The following is a 17,505-nucleotide window of genomic DNA, read 5'->3' as shown; positions in this document are numbered from 1 at the left end:
CGCCCGGTCTAAACTGTCGCAGCCATGAGGACTTCCGATGAGCGATAGCTACCGACGCCTCTGCGACGACCTGCCCCGCGGCAGCGGCGCGCCCGGCAACTTCATCGCCGAACCGCGCAAGGTCAAGGCCTGGGTCGCGGCCTTGCCGCGCGCCAACACCCAGGCGACCGAACAGGAGCTCGCCCGCGCGCTCGACAGCCTGCTGGCGCAGCGGCTCGACGGCAGCCAGCGCCTGGGCGCGCTCGAGGAACTGCGCGCCGCCGTGCTCGAGGCGGTGGCGCTGCTGGAGCGCCAGTTCACCGCCAATCCATTGCCGCTGCCGCCGGACAAGGCGCGTGCCGCCGCGGTGGCCGAGACCTTCCACCTGCTGCTCGCGCACGGCTACCGCAAGGCCGCCGCCGAGCTCTGCGCGCCGGCCGGCGCGGTGCCCTTCCTGCGCGGCGCCGGCGTGCTGCAGGCGCTGCAGCGTTCGGCCTGGCACTACTCGCGCGCGCTGGCGCTGGCCTGGCGCGTGTACCGCGCGCCCGGCGAGGGCGCCTGGCGCGGCTTGCACCGGGTGCACCGGTTCGCCGCGTCGATCAAGCTCGACCGCAAGCCGGTCGATGACCGCGCGGCCGGCGGCAACATCGACATCAACACGCTCTACGTGCAGACGCTGCTGATGGCCGCGATCAACCCCTATGCCTTCGGCCAGGGCGAGCAGGACACGCTGTGGCCGATCGCACGCGGTTTCGCCGGTCGCTGCGGCCTGAGCGACCGCGCCCCGGACGGACTGGCGCCGGTGGTGCCGGAGGACGCCGATCGAGGCCCGGGTCCGGGCGCGGGCGACGAGTCGCATTCGCTGTGGCTGGACCTGCGCGCCTTCGCCGACGACGTCGAGCGCGCGCTGGGCCGCGTGCGCGAAGGCCAGTCCGAGCTGATGCCGGGCATCGGACCCGGCGTGCGCGTGGGCAACGACCTGCTGCTGCGCCTGCGCCGCGCCTTCGGCCAGATGGCCGCGCGCGGCCTGGTGCGGCTGCCTGCCGGCCACAGCCTGGACACGGTGCTGGGCCTGAGCGGTCTGCATTATTTCCTGGCCGGCCAGCGCGACTTCGACACCTTCATGCGCCAGTCGGCGCAGGGTTCCGTGCACGTGATCGCCGGCGCCGCCTGGACCCAGGGCGGCCTGGGCATGGCCAAGGTGACGCGCTACACCGGCCGGGTTCTCGACCAGAGCCTGGGCGGTTACCGAATGACCTGGGAAAACGCCGAGCAGGTGCGCGCCCGCGTCGGCGAACTGGTCGGACTGAGTTTTGGCGAAGATGCCGAGGAGCAGGACTGGATGGTGGGCGTGATGCGCTGGCTGCGTTACGAGGACAACGGCGGCCTGTCGGCGGGCGTCGAACTGCTGGCGCGGCGCGCCAGCCCGGTCGCGCTGCGCGTGGTCAGCGCCGACGGCGGCAGCCGCCAGGTCAGCCGCGCGGTCGAGATATTCCCGCTGGAAAGCGGCGGCGGCCGCTGTTTCGTCTCCAACGCCGCGATCGAATCCGGCAGTCGGGTCGAGGTGATCCACGACGCCGATGGCCAGCTGCCCGAGATGGGCGCGCGCGGGCCGGACCTGCTGCCCGATATCGAGGTCATCCTCAACGCCGGCGACTACGTCATCGTCGGCGAACGCGCGCCGGCCGGAGCCGCGGCATGAGCGAGGCGGCGGCAAACCCGCGCCGCGCCACCCGCGCGGTGATGGTGGACAAGGTGCGCATCGGCGGCGGCGCGCCGGTGGTGGTGCAGTCCATGACCAACACCGACACCGCCGACGTGAATGCCACCGTCAAACAGGTCGCCGAACTCTGGCGCGCCGGCTCCGAGCTGGTGCGCGTGACGGTGAACAATCCCGAATCCGCCGCCGCGGTGCCGCGCATCCGCGAGAAGCTCGACATGATGTCGGTCCCGGTGCCGATCGTCGGCGACTTCCACTACAACGGTGACCGCCTGCTGGCGGCCGAACCGGCCTGCGCCGAGGCGCTGGCCAAATACCGCATCAACCCGGGCAATGTCGGCTTCGGCAAGAAGCGCGACACCCAGTTCGCGGCCATCGTCGAGATGGCGATCAGGTACGGCAAGCCGGTGCGCATCGGCGTCAACTGGGGTTCGCTGGACCAGGCCCTGGCCGCCCGCCTGATGGACGAAAACGCCGCCCGTGCCGAACCCTGGGATGCTGCGCGCGTGCTGCGCGAGGCCCTGGTGGTGTCGGCGCTGGAATCGGCCGAACGCGCCGTCGAAATCGGCCTGCCGCGCGAACGCATCGTGCTCTCGGCCAAGGTCAGCGGCGTGCAGGAACTGATCGCCGTCTACCGCGACCTGGCCCTGCGCTCGGATTTCCCGCTGCATCTGGGCCTGACCGAGGCCGGCATGGGCAGCAAGGGCATCGTCGCCTCCAGCGCCGCGCTGGCGGTGCTGATGCAGGAAGGCATCGGCGACACCATCCGCATCTCGCTCACTCCCGAACCCGGCGCGGCGCGTACGCTGGAGGTGCAGGTGGCGCAGGAACTGCTGCAGACCATGGGCCTGCGCGCGTTCGCGCCGCTGGTCACCGCCTGCCCGGGCTGCGGCCGCACCACCAGCGAGTTCTTCCAGGTATTGGCGCAGAAAGTGCAGGAACACGTGCGCGGCCAGATGCCGGTATGGAAGCTCAAGTACCCAGGCGTCGAGAACCTGTCGCTGGCGGTGATGGGCTGCGTGGTCAACGGTCCGGGCGAGTCGCGCCATGCCGACATCGGCATCTCGCTGCCCGGCACCGGCGAAGCGCCCTCGGCCCCGGTCTTCATCGACGGCGAAAAAGCGATGACCCTGCGCGGCGAGAACATCGCCGACGAATTCGTCGGCGTGATCGACGACTACGTCGCCCGCCGCTACGCCCGGGCGGAACCCTGAGCCACGTCGCGCGCCTGCTGGCGCACGGACCGCGCCTGCTCGAGGCGGTCCGGGAGTTCCTGGCCCGGCGCTGGCGCCGGCTGCTGCTCGCCTTCGCCGGCATCGCGCTGCCGCTGGCGCTGTTCGCCGAGCTGGCCGAAGAGGTGCGCGAGGCGGAGGCCTTCGGCTTCGACGAACCGCTGCTGCGCCTCGCGCAGCAGTGGGCCTCGCCGGCGCTGGACCGGGCAATGGTGCTGGCCAGCGAGCTCGGTTACGCCTGGGGCGTGATTCCGCTCGACGTGATCGTGTTCGCCGGCCTGCTCGCCTTCGGCCATGTGCGGCGCGCGATCTTCTTCGCCATCGCCACCGGCGGGTCGGCCCTTCTGAACCTGCTGGCCAAGGCGGTGTTCCAGCGCGAGCGGCCCGACCTGTGGCTGTCGATCGCGCCCGAACACACCTTCAGCTTCCCCAGCGGCCACGCGATGGGTTCGGCCACGCTGGCCGCGGCCCTGGTGCTGCTGTGCTGGCACGGCGCCTGGCGCTGGCGGGTGCTGCTGGCGGGCGTGGCCTTCGTGGCCTGGGTCGGCGCGTCGCGGATTTACCTGGGCGTGCATTTCCCGTCGGACATCCTGGCCGGCTGGACGGCGGCCGTGGCCTGGGTCTGCGCGGTCTACCTGATCGTTCGGCCCAGCCACCGCGACCCGGCCGCGGCCATGGACCCGCCGCGCGCGGACTAGGGTTCGACGCAGACGCGGTTGCGGCCTTCGTCCTTGGCCCGGTAGAGCGCGGCGTCGGCGGCCTGCATCAGGGCGCTGCGTTCGCGCCGGTTATCGGCCAGGCCGGCGATGCCGATGCTGATGGTCAGGTGACGCGATTCGCCGCCCAGCTCGAAGGGCGTCGCGGCAACCGCCTCGCGCAGTCGTTCGGCGAAGGCGTGCGCCGCCTCGAGGTCGGATTCGGGCAGCAGCACCGCGAACTCCTCGCCGCCGATGCGCGCGGCGATGTCCTCGCCGCGTACGAAGGCGCGCACCAGGCCGGCCATCTGCCGCAGCACGCCGTCGCCGGCGATGTGGCCGAACTGGTCGTTCACCGGCTTGAACAGGTCCACGTCGATGATGCACATCACCAGCGGCCGGCCGTGGCGCAGCGCCCGCGCGATCTCCTTGTCCACCAGCTCGACGAAGTGCCGGCGGTTGTAGATCTCGGTCAGCGCGTCGTGGGTGGCGAGCTGGTAGACCTCCTCGTGGTAGCGCGCCTCGACGCTGGCGTGGCTGATGAACTTGAGGATGGTCTCGCCCAGGGTGATGTGGTCGCCGTCGGCGAGCAGGGTTTCGGTGACCGGCAGGTCGTTGACGCGGGTGCGGTTGGTCGCGCCCAGGTCGCGCAGCCGGTAGGCGTCGCCCTCGCGGCGGATCTCGCAGTGCTGGCGCGACACCGACTTGTGCGGGATGTGCAGGTCGGCTTCCTGCGAGCGGCCGACGGTCACCGGCGCTTCCTCGATGTCGGCGCGCTTGCCCAGGCCTTCGCCGTGGATGACCACCACGCATGCCGAACGCGGCCCGCTGCGGCGGGGTCCGCCGCTTAGCAGGGTCAGCTGGGTGGTGATCGGATCGGCGTCGCTCGTGCTCATCTGCTGGGGGCGGAAGTCGCCGGACGAGTGTAGCCCAAGCCCCGGGACGGGGCGCGACGCCGGGCGGACGTCGACGGCCCGGCAGGGGCGGGCCATCATCTTGACTGAGCGGGCCGGCTACGCTCATGCCTGGCCTGCCGGCCGCGGCCGCTGCCACCCGCCGTCGCCGTTAATGCCGGCGGGAACCCGGGAAATGCCATGACCGCACACGAACACGAAGACCTGGCGCCGACCGAGGGCCTGCCGACCCGATCCGGCCTGCCCGCCGCCAGCGAGGGCAGCCTTCCGCCCGGCGCCCGGCTGGGCCGCTACCGCGTCGACAGCCTGCTCGGCCGCGGCGGCATGGGCGAAGTCTACCGGGCCGAACAGCTCGAGCCGGTGCACCGCACCGTCGCCCTGAAGCTGCTCAACGTGCGCCGCCTCGACGCCCGCCACCTGGCCTATTTCGAGGTCGAGCGCCAGCTGCTGGCGCAGATGAAACATCCGGCCATCGCCCAGGTCTTCGATGCCGGCGCGACGCCCGAGGGTTATCCCTTCTTCGTGATGGAGTTCATCGAGGGCAGCGCGCTCACCAGCTTCTGCGAAAGCCGGCGGCTGCCGCTGCGCGAGCGGCTCGAGCTGTTCATCCGGGTCTGCGAGGGCGTGCAGCACGCGCACCAGAAGGGCGTGATCCACCGCGACCTCAAGCCCGGCAACATCCTGGTGGCGGAAGTGGACGGCCGGCCGCTGCCCAAGATCATCGACTTCGGCATCGCCACCGCGGCCAGCCGCTCGCTGGCGGCAGGCGAACACCTGGGCGAACTCGAACGTGCCGGCACGCCCGACTACATGAGTCCGGAGCAGGCCGGCCTGGAGCCCGGCGCCGAAGTGGACACGCGCAGCGACGTCTATTCGCTGGGCGTGCTGCTCTACGAACTGCTGGCCGGCCGCCGGCCGGGCGTCGGCGTCGACACCGATCGCGCCGCCCACACCGCCAGCACCACGCTGCGCCCGCCCTCGGAGCAGATCGAGACCCTGGCGCCGGGCAATGTCGACGCCCGCGCCAACCAGCTCGGCCTCAGCCGGCCGCGCCTGCGCCGGCTGCTGCGCAGCGAGCTGGACTGGGTCGTGCTCAAGGCCATGCGCCGCGACCGTGCCCAGCGCTACGACTCCGCCGCCGCATTGGCCGAAGACCTGCGCCGTTTCCTCGACGACCGCCCGCTGGACGCCGTGCCGCGCAGCCGCCGCTACTCGCTGGGCAAGTACCTGCGCCGCCACCGGGTGGGTTTCGCCGCCGGCGTCGCGGTGGCGCTGGCCGTGCTGGCCGGCCTGGGCCTGTCGCTGTACGGCCTGCGCCAGGCCAACCTGCAGCGCGAGATCGCCGAAACCCGCAGCGCCGAGCTCGAGCGCGTGGCGGCCTTCCAGCAGTCCATGCTCGAGGGCATCGACATCGAGGCCATGGGCGTGGGCCTGTCGAACGGCCTGCGTGCGCAGCTGGAGAAGTCGGCGCCGGACAAGCTGCCCCTGCTCGAGCAGGCGCTGGCCAGCGCCAGCCCGCCCGACCTCGCCCGTGGCCTGGTCAACCGGGACATCCTGGCCGGCGCCCAGCGCGCCATAGACCGCGATTTCGCCGACCAGCCCGCGCTCGCCGCGAACCTGCGCCAGTCGGTCGCCCAGGTGCAGATGGCGCTGGGCCTGCCGGCCGAGGCCGAGCCGCTGTTCGCGCAGGTCGCCGATTACTTGGCCAACACCCGCGGCGACGCCGATCCGGACACCCTGGCCGCGCGCAATCTGCAGAGCGAGGCGATGGCGCAGGCCGGCAAGCCGCAGGATGCCCTGGCCCTGGTCGAAAAGACGCTGATGCACGCCGGCGGCGGGGCGGGCCACGATGACGTCAGGCTCGACGCCGAGCGGCAGCAGGCCGGCCTGGTGTTCACTCTCGGCGACCGGCCGAGGGCCCGCGCCATGCAGCAGGCGCTTTACGACCGCGAGAAAGCGCGCCGGGCCGCCGATGATCCGAAGCTGCTGGTGCTTCAGGACGACCTGGGCCTGAGCATGGGCCGCATGGGCGACATCGAGGAGGCCCGGGCGATCTTCGAGGCGCTTTACAAGCAGCGGCTGGCGGCGCTGGGCCCCGAGGACGAGACCACGCTCAACACGATGGGGCGCCTGGCGGTGATGCGCGCGATGGACGGCGACCCGGAGGAGGCGGTGGTCCTGCAGCGCCAGCGCGCGGAGATCAGCGCACGCAAGCTCGGGGCGGAGCATCCGGCCACGCTCGCCGAGCGCGGCAACCTGGCGAACATGCTGCTGGACCTTCGCCAGTACGACGAGGCCGAAGCGCTGATGCGATCGGTGCTGGAGGCGCGCCAGCGCCTGCTCGGCCCAGATGCCACCACCACGCTGCGCTCGAAGTTGAACCTGGCCTCGCTGCTGGCGCACCGGCACCGGTTCGACGAATCCCTGGCCATGGAGGCCGAGCTGCTGGAGGCGCGCCGCCGCATCCTCGGACCGCGCCATCCCGACACCGTGTTCCTCGAGGTCAACCATGCCGCCACGCTGCATCGGGCCGGCCGCGGCGCGGACGAGGTGCAGGCGCAGCTGGAGCGCGCGCGACCGCTGGCGATCGAACTGCTAGGGGAAAAACATCCGCAGGTGCATACGGCCAACATGATCCAGTCGCTGACCTGGATCCGCCTCGGCCGTCATGCCGATGCGATCACCCAGCTGCGCGCGCTGCGCGCGGACTCCGAGCGCGAGCGCGAAGCCGACGAGCCGCCCAATGCACGCGTCGGCTGGGCGCTGGCGGTCGCGCTGCGGCGCGACGGGCAGGCGGACGAGGCCGCGAAGATCGAGGCGAGCGACGTGCAGTGGCTGCTGGCCATCCCCGAGGACAAGCGCACGCCGGAAGAGCAGGGGGCCTTCGACGTGCTGGCCGAGGAGCGCAAGCGCCTGGGCGAGCCGGGCTGATCCGCCGCGCGGTCAGCGCGGCGACGGCGTTTCGGGGCTGATTTCGGGATCGGTGACGGCCTGGCGCGCGAGCTGCGACTCGCGCCGCGCGATGTAGACGTTGGAGCCGAAGACGATCGCGGCGCCGAGCACGGTCCAGCGGTCCAGCGCCTCGTCGAACAGGAACCAGCCGAACACCGCCACCACCAGGATCTGCAGGAAGCTGATCGGCGTCAGCATCGAGGCGTCGCCCAGCTTCAGCGCGCGCGTCCAGCACATGTGGGCGGTGGTGCCCAGGAAACCGGCCAGCACGATCCACAGCCAGGTGATGCCGACCGGCGTTTCCCAGAAGAACAGCGCCGGCACCAGGGACATCGGCACCCACAGCATGGTCGTGTACAGCACGATCGCATCGGGGTGTTCGGTGCGCGAGAGGAACTTGATGCTGATCGCGACGCTGGCGCTGGCCACCGCGGCCAGCACCGCCACCAGGCTGCCGGCGGTGAAGGCGTCGCTGCCGGGTCGCACGATCACCAGCACCCCGAGGAAGCCGACCAGCACCGCGCTCCAGCGCCGCGCCCGGACGATCTCGCCCAGCACCAGCACGGCGCCGATGGTGACGAACAGCGGTGTCGAATACGACAGCGCGATCGCCTGCGCCAGCGGCAAGTGCACGATCGCCCAGAACCCGGCCAGCATGGACACGATGCCGATCAGGCAGCGCATCAGGTACAGCGGCAGCTTGTTGGTGCGCAGGATGCCCGGCCCGTGCCGGAACAGCATCGGCAGGATGAAGACGAAGCCGAAGAAGTTGCGGAAGAAGGCGATCTCGAAGGCGTGCAGCTGCTCCGAGGCCAGCCGGATGCAGACCGCCATGCAGCCGAACAGCACGGTGCTGGCGGTCATCAGGCCCACCGCGCGGCGGACGGTGGCGGCGCGTCTTTCGGCGGTGGTGGCGGCGTTCAAGCGCCGCCGTCGAAGCGCGCGCCGATGATGCGCGGCTCCGGTTCCAGCGCCACGCCGAAACGTTCCTGCACGGAGGCGGCGATGCGCCGGGCCAGGTCCAGCAGCTGCGCGCCCGTGGCCTGGCCGTGGTTGACCAGCACCAGGGCATGCTGCGGCGCGACGCCGGCATCACCTTCGCGGAAACCCTTCCAGCCCGCCGCTTCGATCAGCCAGCCGGCCGAGAGCTTGCGCTGGCCCTCGCCTGCAGGGAACACCGGCAGCGCCGGGTGCGCGGCCTTGAGCGCGTCGGCGGTGGCGGCAGCCACCAGCGGGTTCTTGAAGAAGCTGCCGGCGTTGCCGAGCACCGCCGGGTTGGGCAGCTTGCGGGTGCGGATTCGGCTGATCGCTTCGGCCACGTGCACGGCGCGCGGCGTGTCCACGCCCATCGCCGCCAGCTCTTCCTTGACGCCGGCATAGTCGAGCCTGAGCTCGCGCCGGCGCGGCAGGCGCAGCTCGATCGCCGTCACCACCCAGCGTTCGGACTCGCGCTTGAACACGCTGTCGCGGTAGGCGAACGCGCAGTCGGCCGCGGCGATGCGCTTGATCTGGCCGGTGTCGCGCTGAAAGGCCTCGACCGTCTCGATGAATTCGCCGACCTCCACGCCGTAGGCGCCGATGTTCTGGATCGGCGCCGCGCCTACCGTGCCCGGGATCAGGGCCATGTTCTCCAGGCCGCAGAGCCCGCGCGCCAGGGTCCAGCCGACCAGGTCGTTCCAGTTCATGCCGGCGTCGGCCCGCACCAGGGCGGTGTCGCCGTCGTCCTGGACGATGCGCACGCCGGCCATGGTCAGGCAGATCGCCACGCCGGGGAAATCGCCGGCGAAGAGCAGGTTGCTGCCTTCGCCCAGCACCAGCACCGGGCCCTCGCGCAGCATGGCGAATTCGAACAGTTCGGCCAGCGCGTCGGCCCGCGACACGTCGGCCATCATCGCGGCCCGGGCGGCGACCCGGAAGGTGTTGCGGCCGGCGAGGGAAACGTTCTCCGCCAGCTGGTAGCCACTCACGTCGGCACACCCTCGCGCAGGCGGCGGATCGCGCCCACGCATTCGTCGATCAGGTCCGGGCCGCGGTAGACCATGCCGGTGTAGAACTGCACCAGGCGGGCGCCGGCGGTGATCTTGCCGGCGGCGTCGGCGCCGCTGGAGATGCCACCTACGCCGACCATCGGAATCGCGGGGTCCAGGCGCGCCCGCATGCGCCGAAGCACCGCCGTGGACTTGCCGTACAGCGGCGCACCCGACAGGCCGCCGACTTCGCGGGCGAGGCGGTGGTTCTCGATCGTCAGGCGGTCGGTGGTGGTGTTGGTGGCGATGACGCCGTCGACCTTCAGGTCGCCAAGCACACGCGCGCAGGCGTCGATGTCGTCGTCGGAGAGGTCGGGCGCGACCTTCACCAGCATCGGCACCCGCTTGCCGTGCTGCGCGCCGAGCTTTTCCTGCGCCTCGCGCAGGATGCTCACCAGCTGGCGCAGCGCCTGTTCCTCCTGCAGTTCACGCAGGCCGGCGGTGTTGGGCGAGGAGATGTTGACCGTGATGTAGTCGGCCAGCGGATAAACCCGCTCCAGGCAGTAGAGATAGTCGTCCGCCGCGTTTTCGTTCGGCGTGTCCTTGTTCTTGCCGATGTTGATGCCGAGCAGGCCGTGCCTGCGCCGGGCCCTGGCGACATTGCGCACCAGCGCGTCCACGCCCTGGTTGTTGAAGCCCAGGCGGTTGATGACCGCATTGTGCTCGGGCAGCCGGAACATGCGCGGCTTGGGATTGCCTTCCTGCGGGCGCGGCGTGGTGGTACCGACCTCGACGAAGCCGAAGCCCAGGGCCAGCAGTGCATCCACGTGCTCGCCGTTCTTGTCCAGGCCGGCGGCGCAGCCGACCGGGTTCGGGAATTCCAGGCCCAGCACCTTGGTGAGCAGCGGCTTGGGCCGGCCCGCCAGCAGCGGGTTGAGCCCGCTGCGGTAGGCCGCTTCCAGCGCCTTCAGGCCCAGTCCATGGGCTTTTTCGGCATCCAGGTGGAAGAGGAACGGACGGGCGAGTGAATACATGGGTCCCCGGCTCAGAGGTTGCCGCTGACGCCGAGGAAGCCCAGCAACACCGCCAGCCCGCCGAAGAACAGCACCACCGCGAGGATGGTCAGCAGGCTGATCACGATCATCGCCCAGCCCAGCACCAGACCGGCGATGGCGAGGCCGTCACCGTCGAGGCCGCCGTTGCTGCGGCGGATCTCGGCGCGGGCCATGTGGCCCAGCACCACCGCGGCCAGGCTGCCCAGCCAGGGCAGCAGGGTCCAGCCGAGCAGGCCCGAGACCAGGCTGAAGATCGCCAGGTTGCTGGTCGGGCGGCCCGGGTTGGCGGGCGCGGCCGGCGGCGCGGGGGCCGGGGCCGGGGCCGGTTCGGAAACGGGAGCGGGCGGCGGCAGGTTCTGCGGGTCCATGGTGTTTCCTCAGAGGTCGAACTTGATGCCCTGGGCCAGCGGCAGCGCGTCGGAGTAGTTGATGGTGTTGGTCTGGCGGCGCATGTAGACCTTCCAGGCGTCGGAGCCCGACTCGCGGCCACCGCCGGTTTCCTTCTCGCCGCCGAAGGCGCCGCCGATCTCGGCGCCGGAGGTGCCGATGTTGACGTTGGCGATGCCGCAGTCCGAACCCGAAGCGGCCAGGAAGGCCTCGGCCGCCTTGAGGTTGGTGGTGAAGATCGCCGACGACAGGCCCTGCGGCACGTCGTTCTGCATTTCGATCGCCTCGTCGAGGGTCTTGTACTTCATCACGTACAGGATCGGCGCGAAGGTTTCGTGCTGGACGATTTGATCGCTGTTCTTCAGGCCGGTGACGATCGCCGGCAGCACGAAGTTGCCCGGCCGGTCGATGCGCGCGCCGCCGGTGACGACGGTGCCGCCGGAGGCCTTGGCCTTGGCGATCGCGTCCAGGTAGGCGTCGACGCCGTCGCTGCTGTTGAGCGGGCCCATCAGGTTGGCCGGGTCGGTCGGGTCGCCGATCTTCTTCTCGACCTGCTTGTAGGCCGCGACCAGCTTGGCCAGCACGTCGTCGTAGATCGATTCGTGGATGAAGCAGCGGCGGGTGGTGGTGCAGCGCTGGCCGGCGGTGCCGACGGCGCCGAACGCGATCGCCGGAATCGCCAGCTTCAGGTCGGCAGACGGATCAACAATGATCGCGTTGTTGCCGCCGAGTTCCAGCAGCGAACGGCCCATGCGGCGCGCGACGCGCTCGCCGACCAAACGCCCGACCTTGGTCGAGCCGGTGAAGCTGATCAGCGGGATGCGCTTGTCGTCCACGAAGCTCGAGGCCAGCTCGGTGCCGGCGTCGTTGAACAGGAAGAAGATGTCCGGGAAACCGCCGGCCTGCAGGGCTTCATTGCAGATCTTCATCGACGCGATCGCCGAGAGCGGGGTCTTGGGCGAGGGCTTCCAGATGCAGATGTCGCCGCAGACGCCGGCCAGGAACGAGTTCCAGGCCCAGACCGCGACCGGGAAGTTGAACGCCGAGATGATGCCGACGATGCCCAGCGGCTGGTACTGCTCGTACATGCGGTGGCCCGGGCGCTCGGAGTGCATGGTCAGGCCGTAGAGCTGGCGCGAGAGGCCGACGGCGAACTCGCCGATGTCGATCATCTCCTGCACTTCGCCGTCGCCTTCGGGCTTGGACTTGCCCATCTCCAGCGCGACCAGCGAACCCAGGGCGTCCTTGTGCCTGCGCAGCGCGTCGGCGCACAGGCGGATGGCTTCGCCGCGCTTGGGCGCCGGCGTGGTGCGCCAGACCCTGAAGGCGGCCTGGGCGCGCTCGAGGATCAGGTCGTAGTCGGCCTGCGAGGAGGCGTAGACCTTGCCCAGCACGTCGCCGTTGCTCGGATTGACCGGTTCGATGACGCCGGCGTCGCGGGTCTTGGACCACTCGCCGTGGCCGAGGTAGGTGCCGGATTCCTGGCCGGTCAGGCCGAGGGCGGTGAGGACTGCATGGGTCATTGCGGGCTCCAGAAGAACAGGCGGCCAAGATGGCGGCCGGAAATGGCGGCCCCGATACGATTCGAACGTACGACCTTCCCCTTAGGAGGGGGACGCTCTATCCAGCTGAGCTACGGGGCCAAGGCCGGCGGATTATCGCAGAAACCCCCGGCGCCGGTCCCTACCAGGCCCGGATCAGGGCCCTCATGGCCTCCTCGTCGGGGGCCGCCGGCTCGGCCTCGCTGGGTCGCGCGAGCATCTGTGCCAGGGCCGGCGGCAGCGGCACCGGGGCGCCGACCAGGGGCTCGACCACGTCCGGGAACTTGGCCGGATGGGCGGTCGCGACCACGCACCAGTCGCCGGGCTCGCCCCGGGCGCGCAGGCGCTGCAGCACCTGCGCCGCCGTCGCCGTGTGCGGGCACAGGATCTCGCCGGTGCCGGACCGGACCGCGCGGATCGTCGCGGCGATCGCCAGGTCGTCCACCGATTCGGCGCGCAGCGCCCGGCGCAGTTCGGTTTCGTCCGGGTACAGCCAGTCCAGCCGCTCGAAGTTGTTCGGCGCACCCACGTCCATGGCATTGGCCAGGGTCGGGATGCTCGGCCGCGGCCGGAACTCGCCGCCGGCGAAGAACTCCGCCAGCACCTGGTTGGCATTGCCCGCCAGCACGATGCCGCCGACCGGCAGGCCCAGGTGCCGCACCAGCACGCAGGCCAGGGCATTGCCCAGGTTGCCGGTGGGCACGACGAAACCCAGCGGCCGCCGGTTCGCGCGCCAGTGCGCCAGGCTGGCCTGGGCGTAATAGGCCATCTGCGGCAGCAGCCGGCCCAGGCTGATGCTGTTGGCCGAACTCAGCGGTGCCTCGGCGCGCAGCGCCGTATCGGAGAGCATGGATTTCGCCAGCCGCTGGCAGTCGTCGAAGTTGCCGGCCACGCGCAGCGCGCGCACGTTGCCGCCGAAACAACCGAGCTGGTGCGCCTGGCGCGGCGATACGCGGCCGTCGGGATACAGGATCAGCACCCGGAAGCCGGGGCGCTCGTGGAAGGCCGCGGCCACCGCCGCGCCGGTGTCGCCGGAGGTCGCCACCACGATCGTCAGCGGCCGCTCGCGGGCGGGCAGGGCGGCGAGGCAGGCGGCCAGGAAACCGGCGCCGTAATCCTTGAAGGCTGCGGTAGGTCCGTGGAAAAGCTCGAGCAAGTAGTCGCCCGGCGCGCCCAGCGGACGCAGCGCCGGCTCGACCGCGAAGGCCTCCCGGCAGATCGCCGGCAGCCGCGTTTCCAGCGGATCGCCAGCGAAGAAGGGCCGCAGCAGGCGCTCCGCGATCTGCGGCAGCCGCGCCAGGCCGGCGAAATCGTCGGGTGCCAGGCGCGGCAGGGTGGCGGGCATGTACAGGCCGCCGTCGGGCGCCAGGCCGGCGGCCATCGCCTCGCTCGCGCCCACCGCCGGCGCCATGCCGCGGGTGCTGATCATCTTCATGCGATCACCTGCGCGGCGGGGCCGGCCACCGCGGACACGAGCACATCGCTGCCCAGGCCGGCGCCGGCGAAGGCGGCGGCCATCGCGCGGCCGGCGGCCTCGGCGGCGTCGCGGTGTTCGAACCAGGCGAACACGCTGGGCCCGGCGCCGGAAATGCTGGCGCCGAGCGCACCGGCGTCGAGCGCCGCCTGCTTCACCGCGTCGAAGCCGGGAATCAGGCGAGCGCGCCGCGGCTCGACCAGGGTGTCGCGCAGGCCGTCGCGCACCAGGCCGGCGTCGCCGCGTTCGCAGCCCAGCAGCAGCTGGGCCAGCGAGGCACTCTGCGCGACGAACTCGTGCAGGGCGTAGCTTCCGGCCAGCGCGGCGCGCGCCTCGCGGGTCTCGAGCACGAAATGCGGATGCACCACCACGCAGGTCCAGTCCGCCGGCACCGGCACCGCGACCAGGCGTTCGGCCGTGGTCAGCGCCAGCCCGCCGATCAGCATGGGCCCGACGTTGTCACCATGGCGGCCGCCGCTGGCCACCGCCTCGCCTGTGAGCGCGAACGGATAGAGCGCTGCCGGCGCCAGGGGCGCGTCGAGCAGGGCGTTGGCGGCGACCAGCGCGGCCACGCACGAGGCTGCCGACCCGCCCAGGCCGGAACCCAGCGCGATGCCCTTGTCGAGTTCGAGCGCGAAGCCGAAGTCCAGGCCCAGACCTTCGCGCAGCGCGATCAGCGCCGCGCCGGCGGTGTTCTTTTCTGCGGCCAGCGGCAGGTCGGTGACCACGCCGCGCAGCGCGGTGATGCGCACCTCGGGCGCGGCGATGCGCCGCACCGTCGCGCGGTCGCCGAGGCCGGCCAGGCTGTGGCCGAGGATGTCGAAACCCACGCCGACATTGCCGACCGACGCAGGCGCGAACGCACGGGCGATGTCGCGGCTCACAGCCGCGCCCCCAGCGCGGCCGCCAGCCGCAGCAGGTCGGAGAACACGCCGGCGGCGGTGACTTCGGGCCCGGCGCCGGGGCCCTGCACGATCAGCGGATTGTCGCGGTAACGCCAGGTGGTGAACTGCACGATGTTGTCCGTCAGCCTGAGGTGGGCGAAGGCGTGGTCGGCGGGCAGCGCGACCAGGGCGACGCGGGCCTGGCCATCCTGCCCGAGACGCGCGACGTAGCGAAGCACCTCGCCGCGCGCCCGCGCCTGCTCGAAGCGAGCCTGCATCGGCCCGTCCAGGCCGTCCAGCCCGGCCATGAACTGCTCGCGGCTGCCGTGGCGCATCGCCGCCGGCACCAGGCTTTCGACCTGCACCTGGTCCAGCGACAGCGCCCGGCCGGCCTCGCGCGCCAGGATCACCAGCTTGCGCGCGACGTCGGTGCCCGACAGGTCGTCGCGCGGGTCCGGTTCGGTGTAGCCCAGCGCGTGCGCCTCGCGCACCAGGGCCGAGAACGGCTGGCGGCCGTCGTAGCGGTTGAACAGCCAGGCGAGGGTGCCCGACAGGATGCCTTCCACTGCGATCAGTTCGTCGCCGGTGTCGAGCAGGTCGCGCAGGGTCTGGATGACCGGAAGCCCGGCGCCGACCGTGGCTTCGTAGCGCAGCCGCGCGTCGCCGGCCAGGCAGGCCGCGTCGATCGCCTGCCGGCGCGGCAGCGGCCCGGCGACGCCGTGCTTGTTGGGCGTGATCACGTGGATGCCGGCGGCCAGCCAGCCGGCGTAGCGGTCGGCGACCGCATCGCTGGCGCTGCAGTCGACGATCACCGCATGCGGCAGGTGCGCGCCCAGCAGGTGGGCGGCCAACGCGTCGAGGTCGCCGGGGGCGGCGCCCTCGAGCTGCGCGCGCCAATCGCCGTCGGCGCCGTGTTCGCCCAGCCACAGCCGGCGGCTGTCGGCCAGCGCGCGCAGGCGCAGGTCGAGGCCGGCCTCGCGCTGCAGGCGCGGTTTTGCCGCCTGCAGCTGGTCGAGCAGGGCCGCGCCGACCTTGCCCGGGCCGATCACCGCCAGCGCCACGGTCTGCGCCGACAGCCAGAACGCGGCGTGTGCGGCGCGCAGCGCGCGGGTCGCGTCCTCCGCGGCGACCGCGACCGAGATGTTGCGCTCGGACGCGCCCTGGGCGATGGCGCGCACGTTCACCCGCGCCCGCGCCAGCGCGCCGAACAGCCGGGCCGCGACGCCGGGTTTTCCGGCCATGCCGTCGCCCACCGCGGCCAGCACGCTGATGCCCGCGACCTGCTGCACACCCTGCACCTGGCCCGCGGCGATCTCGCGCTCGAAGGCCCGCGCCAGCGCGGTGCCGGCGGCGGCCGCTTCGTAATCGCGCACCACGCAGCAGATCGAATGTTCCGACGAGCCCTGCGAGATCATCACCACCGAGATGCGCGCCGCGTGCAGTGCCGCGAACACCCGCTCGGCGGTGCCGGGCACGCCGATCAGGCCGGCGCCCTCCAGGCTCACCAGGGCCAGGCCGGCGTTGAGCGTCAGCCCCTTCACCGGTCCACCGGCGCCGCCCGCGGCGTCGATGCGGGTGCCCGGATGCTCCGGCCGGAAGCTGTTGCGGATCAGGATCGGCAGGCCGCGCGCGATCGCCGGCGTCATCGTCTGCGGGTGGATGACCTTGGCGCCGAAGTAGGCCAGCTCGCAGGCCTCGCGGTAGCTCAGCGCCGGCAGCGGCACCGCCTCGGGCACCAGGCGCGGATCGGCCGAGAGCACGCCGTCCACGTCGGTCCAGATGTGCAGCTCGTCGGCGTCGAACAGCGCGGCGAAGATCGCGCCCGAGTAGTCGCTGCCATTGCGGCCCAGCACGGTCGGCAGGCCGTCCTCGCCGCTGGCGATGAAGCCGGTGGCGACCACCCGCGCCTGCGGATGGGTTTCGCGCCAGCGCGCCAGGTTCGCGGCCGAACGCGGCCAGTCGACCGCCACGCCCAGTTCGCCGGGACGCACCACCAGCACGTCGCGCGCGTCGAGCAGGGCGTGCTCGGCTCCGCGTTCGCGCAGGTGCGAGCACAGCAGCCGCGCCGACCAGACTTCGCCCAGGCCCTGGATGCGTTCGTGTGCGGCCTGGCCCGGCGTGCCGAGCACGGCCACCGCCTGCAGCAGGCTGGCGAGCTGGTCGAACTGGGCCTGCAGCCAGGCCTGCAACGCGTCGCCCCGTTCGCGGTCGCCGACCAGCTCGCGGGCGGCGTCGGCGTGGCGCTGGCGCAGCGCCTGCCAGTCGGGGCGCCAGTCGCGTCCGCCGGCCGCCGATCCGGCCAGGGCGATCAGCGCATTGGTGACGCCCTGCATCGCCGATACCACGGCGACCTGGCCGGGCTCGTCCGCGGCCAGCAGCAGGTCGGCGACATGGCGGATGCGGCCGGCGTCGGCCAGGGAGCTGCCGCCGAACTTGTGCGCGCGGGTGCGCAGGGCGGCGGCGGGCGAGGGTCTGGCTTCGGACAGGGACGCGTTCATGCAACCTCCGGTGGAGGCCGCGCTCGTCGTCAGGAGAGGGGTGTTGCCGCAGTCCCGCCCTCTGTCGAGGTGCGGGGCCGTGAGTGGAAAGACTTATCCAGGCAGGACCGACCGCACCACCGCGAGGGTAGTGGAGGTGGTAATGGTCGTGGTGGTGAGTGGCCGGGACATGGCCCGACTCTGCTGGCGCGCCGGTGCGGCTGTCAA

13 protein-coding genes and 1 tRNA gene are annotated in these 17,505 nt (G+C 71.9%); 4 read left to right on the top strand and 10 right to left on the bottom strand.

The genetic code is table 11. The features are described from left to right. Positions 1 to 37: 37 nt before the first annotated feature. The 3 genes from E1B00_RS03870 (at position 38) to E1B00_RS03860 (ending at position 3,629) form a co-directional block, all read left to right on the top strand. The gene (locus E1B00_RS03870) at positions 38 to 1,681 is read left to right on the top strand and encodes a hypothetical protein (protein ID WP_139445884.1); all 1,644 of its coding nucleotides are present in this window, start codon (positions 38 to 40) and stop codon (positions 1,679 to 1,681) included. Then, the gene (ispG, locus tag E1B00_RS03865) at positions 1,678 to 2,913 is read left to right on the top strand and encodes a flavodoxin-dependent (E)-4-hydroxy-3-methylbut-2-enyl-diphosphate synthase (protein ID WP_139445882.1); all 1,236 of its coding nucleotides are present in this window, start codon (positions 1,678 to 1,680) and stop codon (positions 2,911 to 2,913) included. Before E1B00_RS03870 ends, ispG begins: the two co-directional genes overlap by 4 nt. A 143-nt stretch (positions 2,914 to 3,056) precedes the next feature. Then, positions 3,057 to 3,629 carry a phosphatase PAP2 family protein gene (locus tag E1B00_RS03860; protein WP_139445880.1) on the top strand — a complete coding sequence of 191 codons (573 nt, stop codon included), beginning with the start codon at positions 3,057 to 3,059 and terminating at the stop codon, positions 3,627 to 3,629. Here E1B00_RS03860 and E1B00_RS03855 read toward each other — a convergent pair. Continuing rightward, positions 3,626 to 4,522, bottom strand: coding sequence for a GGDEF domain-containing protein (locus tag E1B00_RS03855; protein WP_176693111.1), 897 nt, complete (start codon positions 4,520 to 4,522; stop codon positions 3,626 to 3,628). The genes E1B00_RS03860 and E1B00_RS03855 overlap by 4 nt on opposite strands. A gap of 198 nt (positions 4,523 to 4,720) precedes the next feature. Between E1B00_RS03855 and E1B00_RS03850 the strand changes: the two genes are divergently transcribed. Next, on the top strand, positions 4,721 to 7,471 hold the full coding sequence (locus E1B00_RS03850) for a serine/threonine-protein kinase (RefSeq protein WP_139445877.1): 2,751 nt from the start codon (positions 4,721 to 4,723) through the stop codon (positions 7,469 to 7,471). Between the two features lie 12 nt (positions 7,472 to 7,483). Here the strand turns inward: E1B00_RS03850 and E1B00_RS03845 are convergent, their stop codons facing one another. The 9 genes from E1B00_RS03845 to thrA form a co-directional block, all read right to left on the bottom strand. Continuing rightward, positions 7,484 to 8,356: a DMT family transporter gene (locus E1B00_RS03845; protein ID WP_139447682.1), complete on the bottom strand. Its 873-nt coding sequence runs from the start codon at positions 8,354 to 8,356 to the stop codon at positions 7,484 to 7,486. A 56-nt stretch (positions 8,357 to 8,412) separates the two neighbouring features. After that, positions 8,413 to 9,459 carry a UDP-N-acetylmuramate dehydrogenase gene (gene murB, locus E1B00_RS03840; RefSeq protein WP_246048460.1) on the bottom strand — a complete coding sequence of 349 codons (1,047 nt, stop codon included), beginning with the start codon at positions 9,457 to 9,459 and terminating at the stop codon, positions 8,413 to 8,415. Further along, positions 9,456 to 10,493 carry a quinone-dependent dihydroorotate dehydrogenase gene (locus tag E1B00_RS03835; protein WP_139445874.1) on the bottom strand — a complete coding sequence of 346 codons (1,038 nt, stop codon included), beginning with the start codon at positions 10,491 to 10,493 and terminating at the stop codon, positions 9,456 to 9,458. The genes murB and E1B00_RS03835 overlap by 4 nt, the downstream gene beginning before the upstream one ends. A gap of 11 nt (positions 10,494 to 10,504) precedes the next feature. Further along, the gene (locus E1B00_RS03830) at positions 10,505 to 10,774 is read right to left on the bottom strand and encodes a DUF4190 domain-containing protein (RefSeq protein WP_246048557.1); all 270 of its coding nucleotides are present in this window, start codon (positions 10,772 to 10,774) and stop codon (positions 10,505 to 10,507) included. A 117-nt stretch (positions 10,775 to 10,891) separates the two neighbouring features. Beyond that, positions 10,892 to 12,424 carry an L-piperidine-6-carboxylate dehydrogenase gene (gene amaB / locus E1B00_RS03825; protein WP_139445870.1) on the bottom strand — a complete coding sequence of 511 codons (1,533 nt, stop codon included), beginning with the start codon at positions 12,422 to 12,424 and terminating at the stop codon, positions 10,892 to 10,894. Between the two features lie 43 nt (positions 12,425 to 12,467). Next, positions 12,468 to 12,544, bottom strand: a tRNA-Arg gene (locus E1B00_RS03820). Between the two features lie 40 nt (positions 12,545 to 12,584). Further along, positions 12,585 to 13,877: a threonine synthase gene (gene thrC, locus E1B00_RS03815; RefSeq protein WP_139445868.1), complete on the bottom strand. Its 1,293-nt coding sequence runs from the start codon at positions 13,875 to 13,877 to the stop codon at positions 12,585 to 12,587. Next, the gene (locus E1B00_RS03810) at positions 13,874 to 14,800 is read right to left on the bottom strand and encodes a homoserine kinase (protein WP_139445866.1); all 927 of its coding nucleotides are present in this window, start codon (positions 14,798 to 14,800) and stop codon (positions 13,874 to 13,876) included. Before E1B00_RS03810 ends, thrC begins: the two co-directional genes overlap by 4 nt. Then, positions 14,797 to 17,298 (bottom strand): bifunctional aspartate kinase/homoserine dehydrogenase I, encoded by a 2,502-nt coding sequence (gene thrA / locus E1B00_RS03805; RefSeq protein WP_139445865.1) that lies wholly within the window; start codon positions 17,296 to 17,298, stop codon positions 14,797 to 14,799. The genes E1B00_RS03810 and thrA overlap by 4 nt, the downstream gene beginning before the upstream one ends. Positions 17,299 to 17,505: the final 207 nt, after the last annotated feature.

It is taken from the genome of Arenimonas terrae (assembly GCF_006265115.1).
Classification (GTDB): Bacteria; Pseudomonadota; Gammaproteobacteria; order Xanthomonadales; family Xanthomonadaceae; genus Arenimonas; species Arenimonas terrae.
Note: the sequence above shows the minus strand (reverse complement) of the source record. Positions and strands in the feature narration are given on the sequence as shown.

What these genes read in the sequence shown, in the direction of transcription:
- E1B00_RS03870 (WP_139445884.1), top strand. Translation starts at nt 38, where the DNA reads ATGAGCGATAGCTACCGACGCCTCTGCGACGACCTGCCCCGCGGCAGC.
- ispG (WP_139445882.1), top strand. Translation starts at nt 1,678, where the DNA reads ATGAGCGAGGCGGCGGCAAACCCGCGCCGCGCCACCCGCGCGGTGATG.
- E1B00_RS03855 (WP_176693111.1), bottom strand. Translation starts at nt 4,522, where the DNA reads ATGAGCACGAGCGACGCCGATCCGATCACCACCCAGCTGACCCTGCTA.
- E1B00_RS03850 (WP_139445877.1), top strand. Translation starts at nt 4,721, where the DNA reads ATGACCGCACACGAACACGAAGACCTGGCGCCGACCGAGGGCCTGCCG.
- E1B00_RS03845 (WP_139447682.1), bottom strand. Translation starts at nt 8,356, where the DNA reads ATGACCGCCAGCACCGTGCTGTTCGGCTGCATGGCGGTCTGCATCCGG.
- E1B00_RS03835 (WP_139445874.1), bottom strand. Translation starts at nt 10,493, where the DNA reads ATGTATTCACTCGCCCGTCCGTTCCTCTTCCACCTGGATGCCGAAAAA.
- amaB (WP_139445870.1), bottom strand. Translation starts at nt 12,424, where the DNA reads ATGACCCATGCAGTCCTCACCGCCCTCGGCCTGACCGGCCAGGAATCC.
- thrC (WP_139445868.1), bottom strand. Translation starts at nt 13,877, where the DNA reads ATGAAGATGATCAGCACCCGCGGCATGGCGCCGGCGGTGGGCGCGAGC.
- thrA (WP_139445865.1), bottom strand. Translation starts at nt 17,298, where the DNA reads ATGAACGCGTCCCTGTCCGAAGCCAGACCCTCGCCCGCCGCCGCCCTG.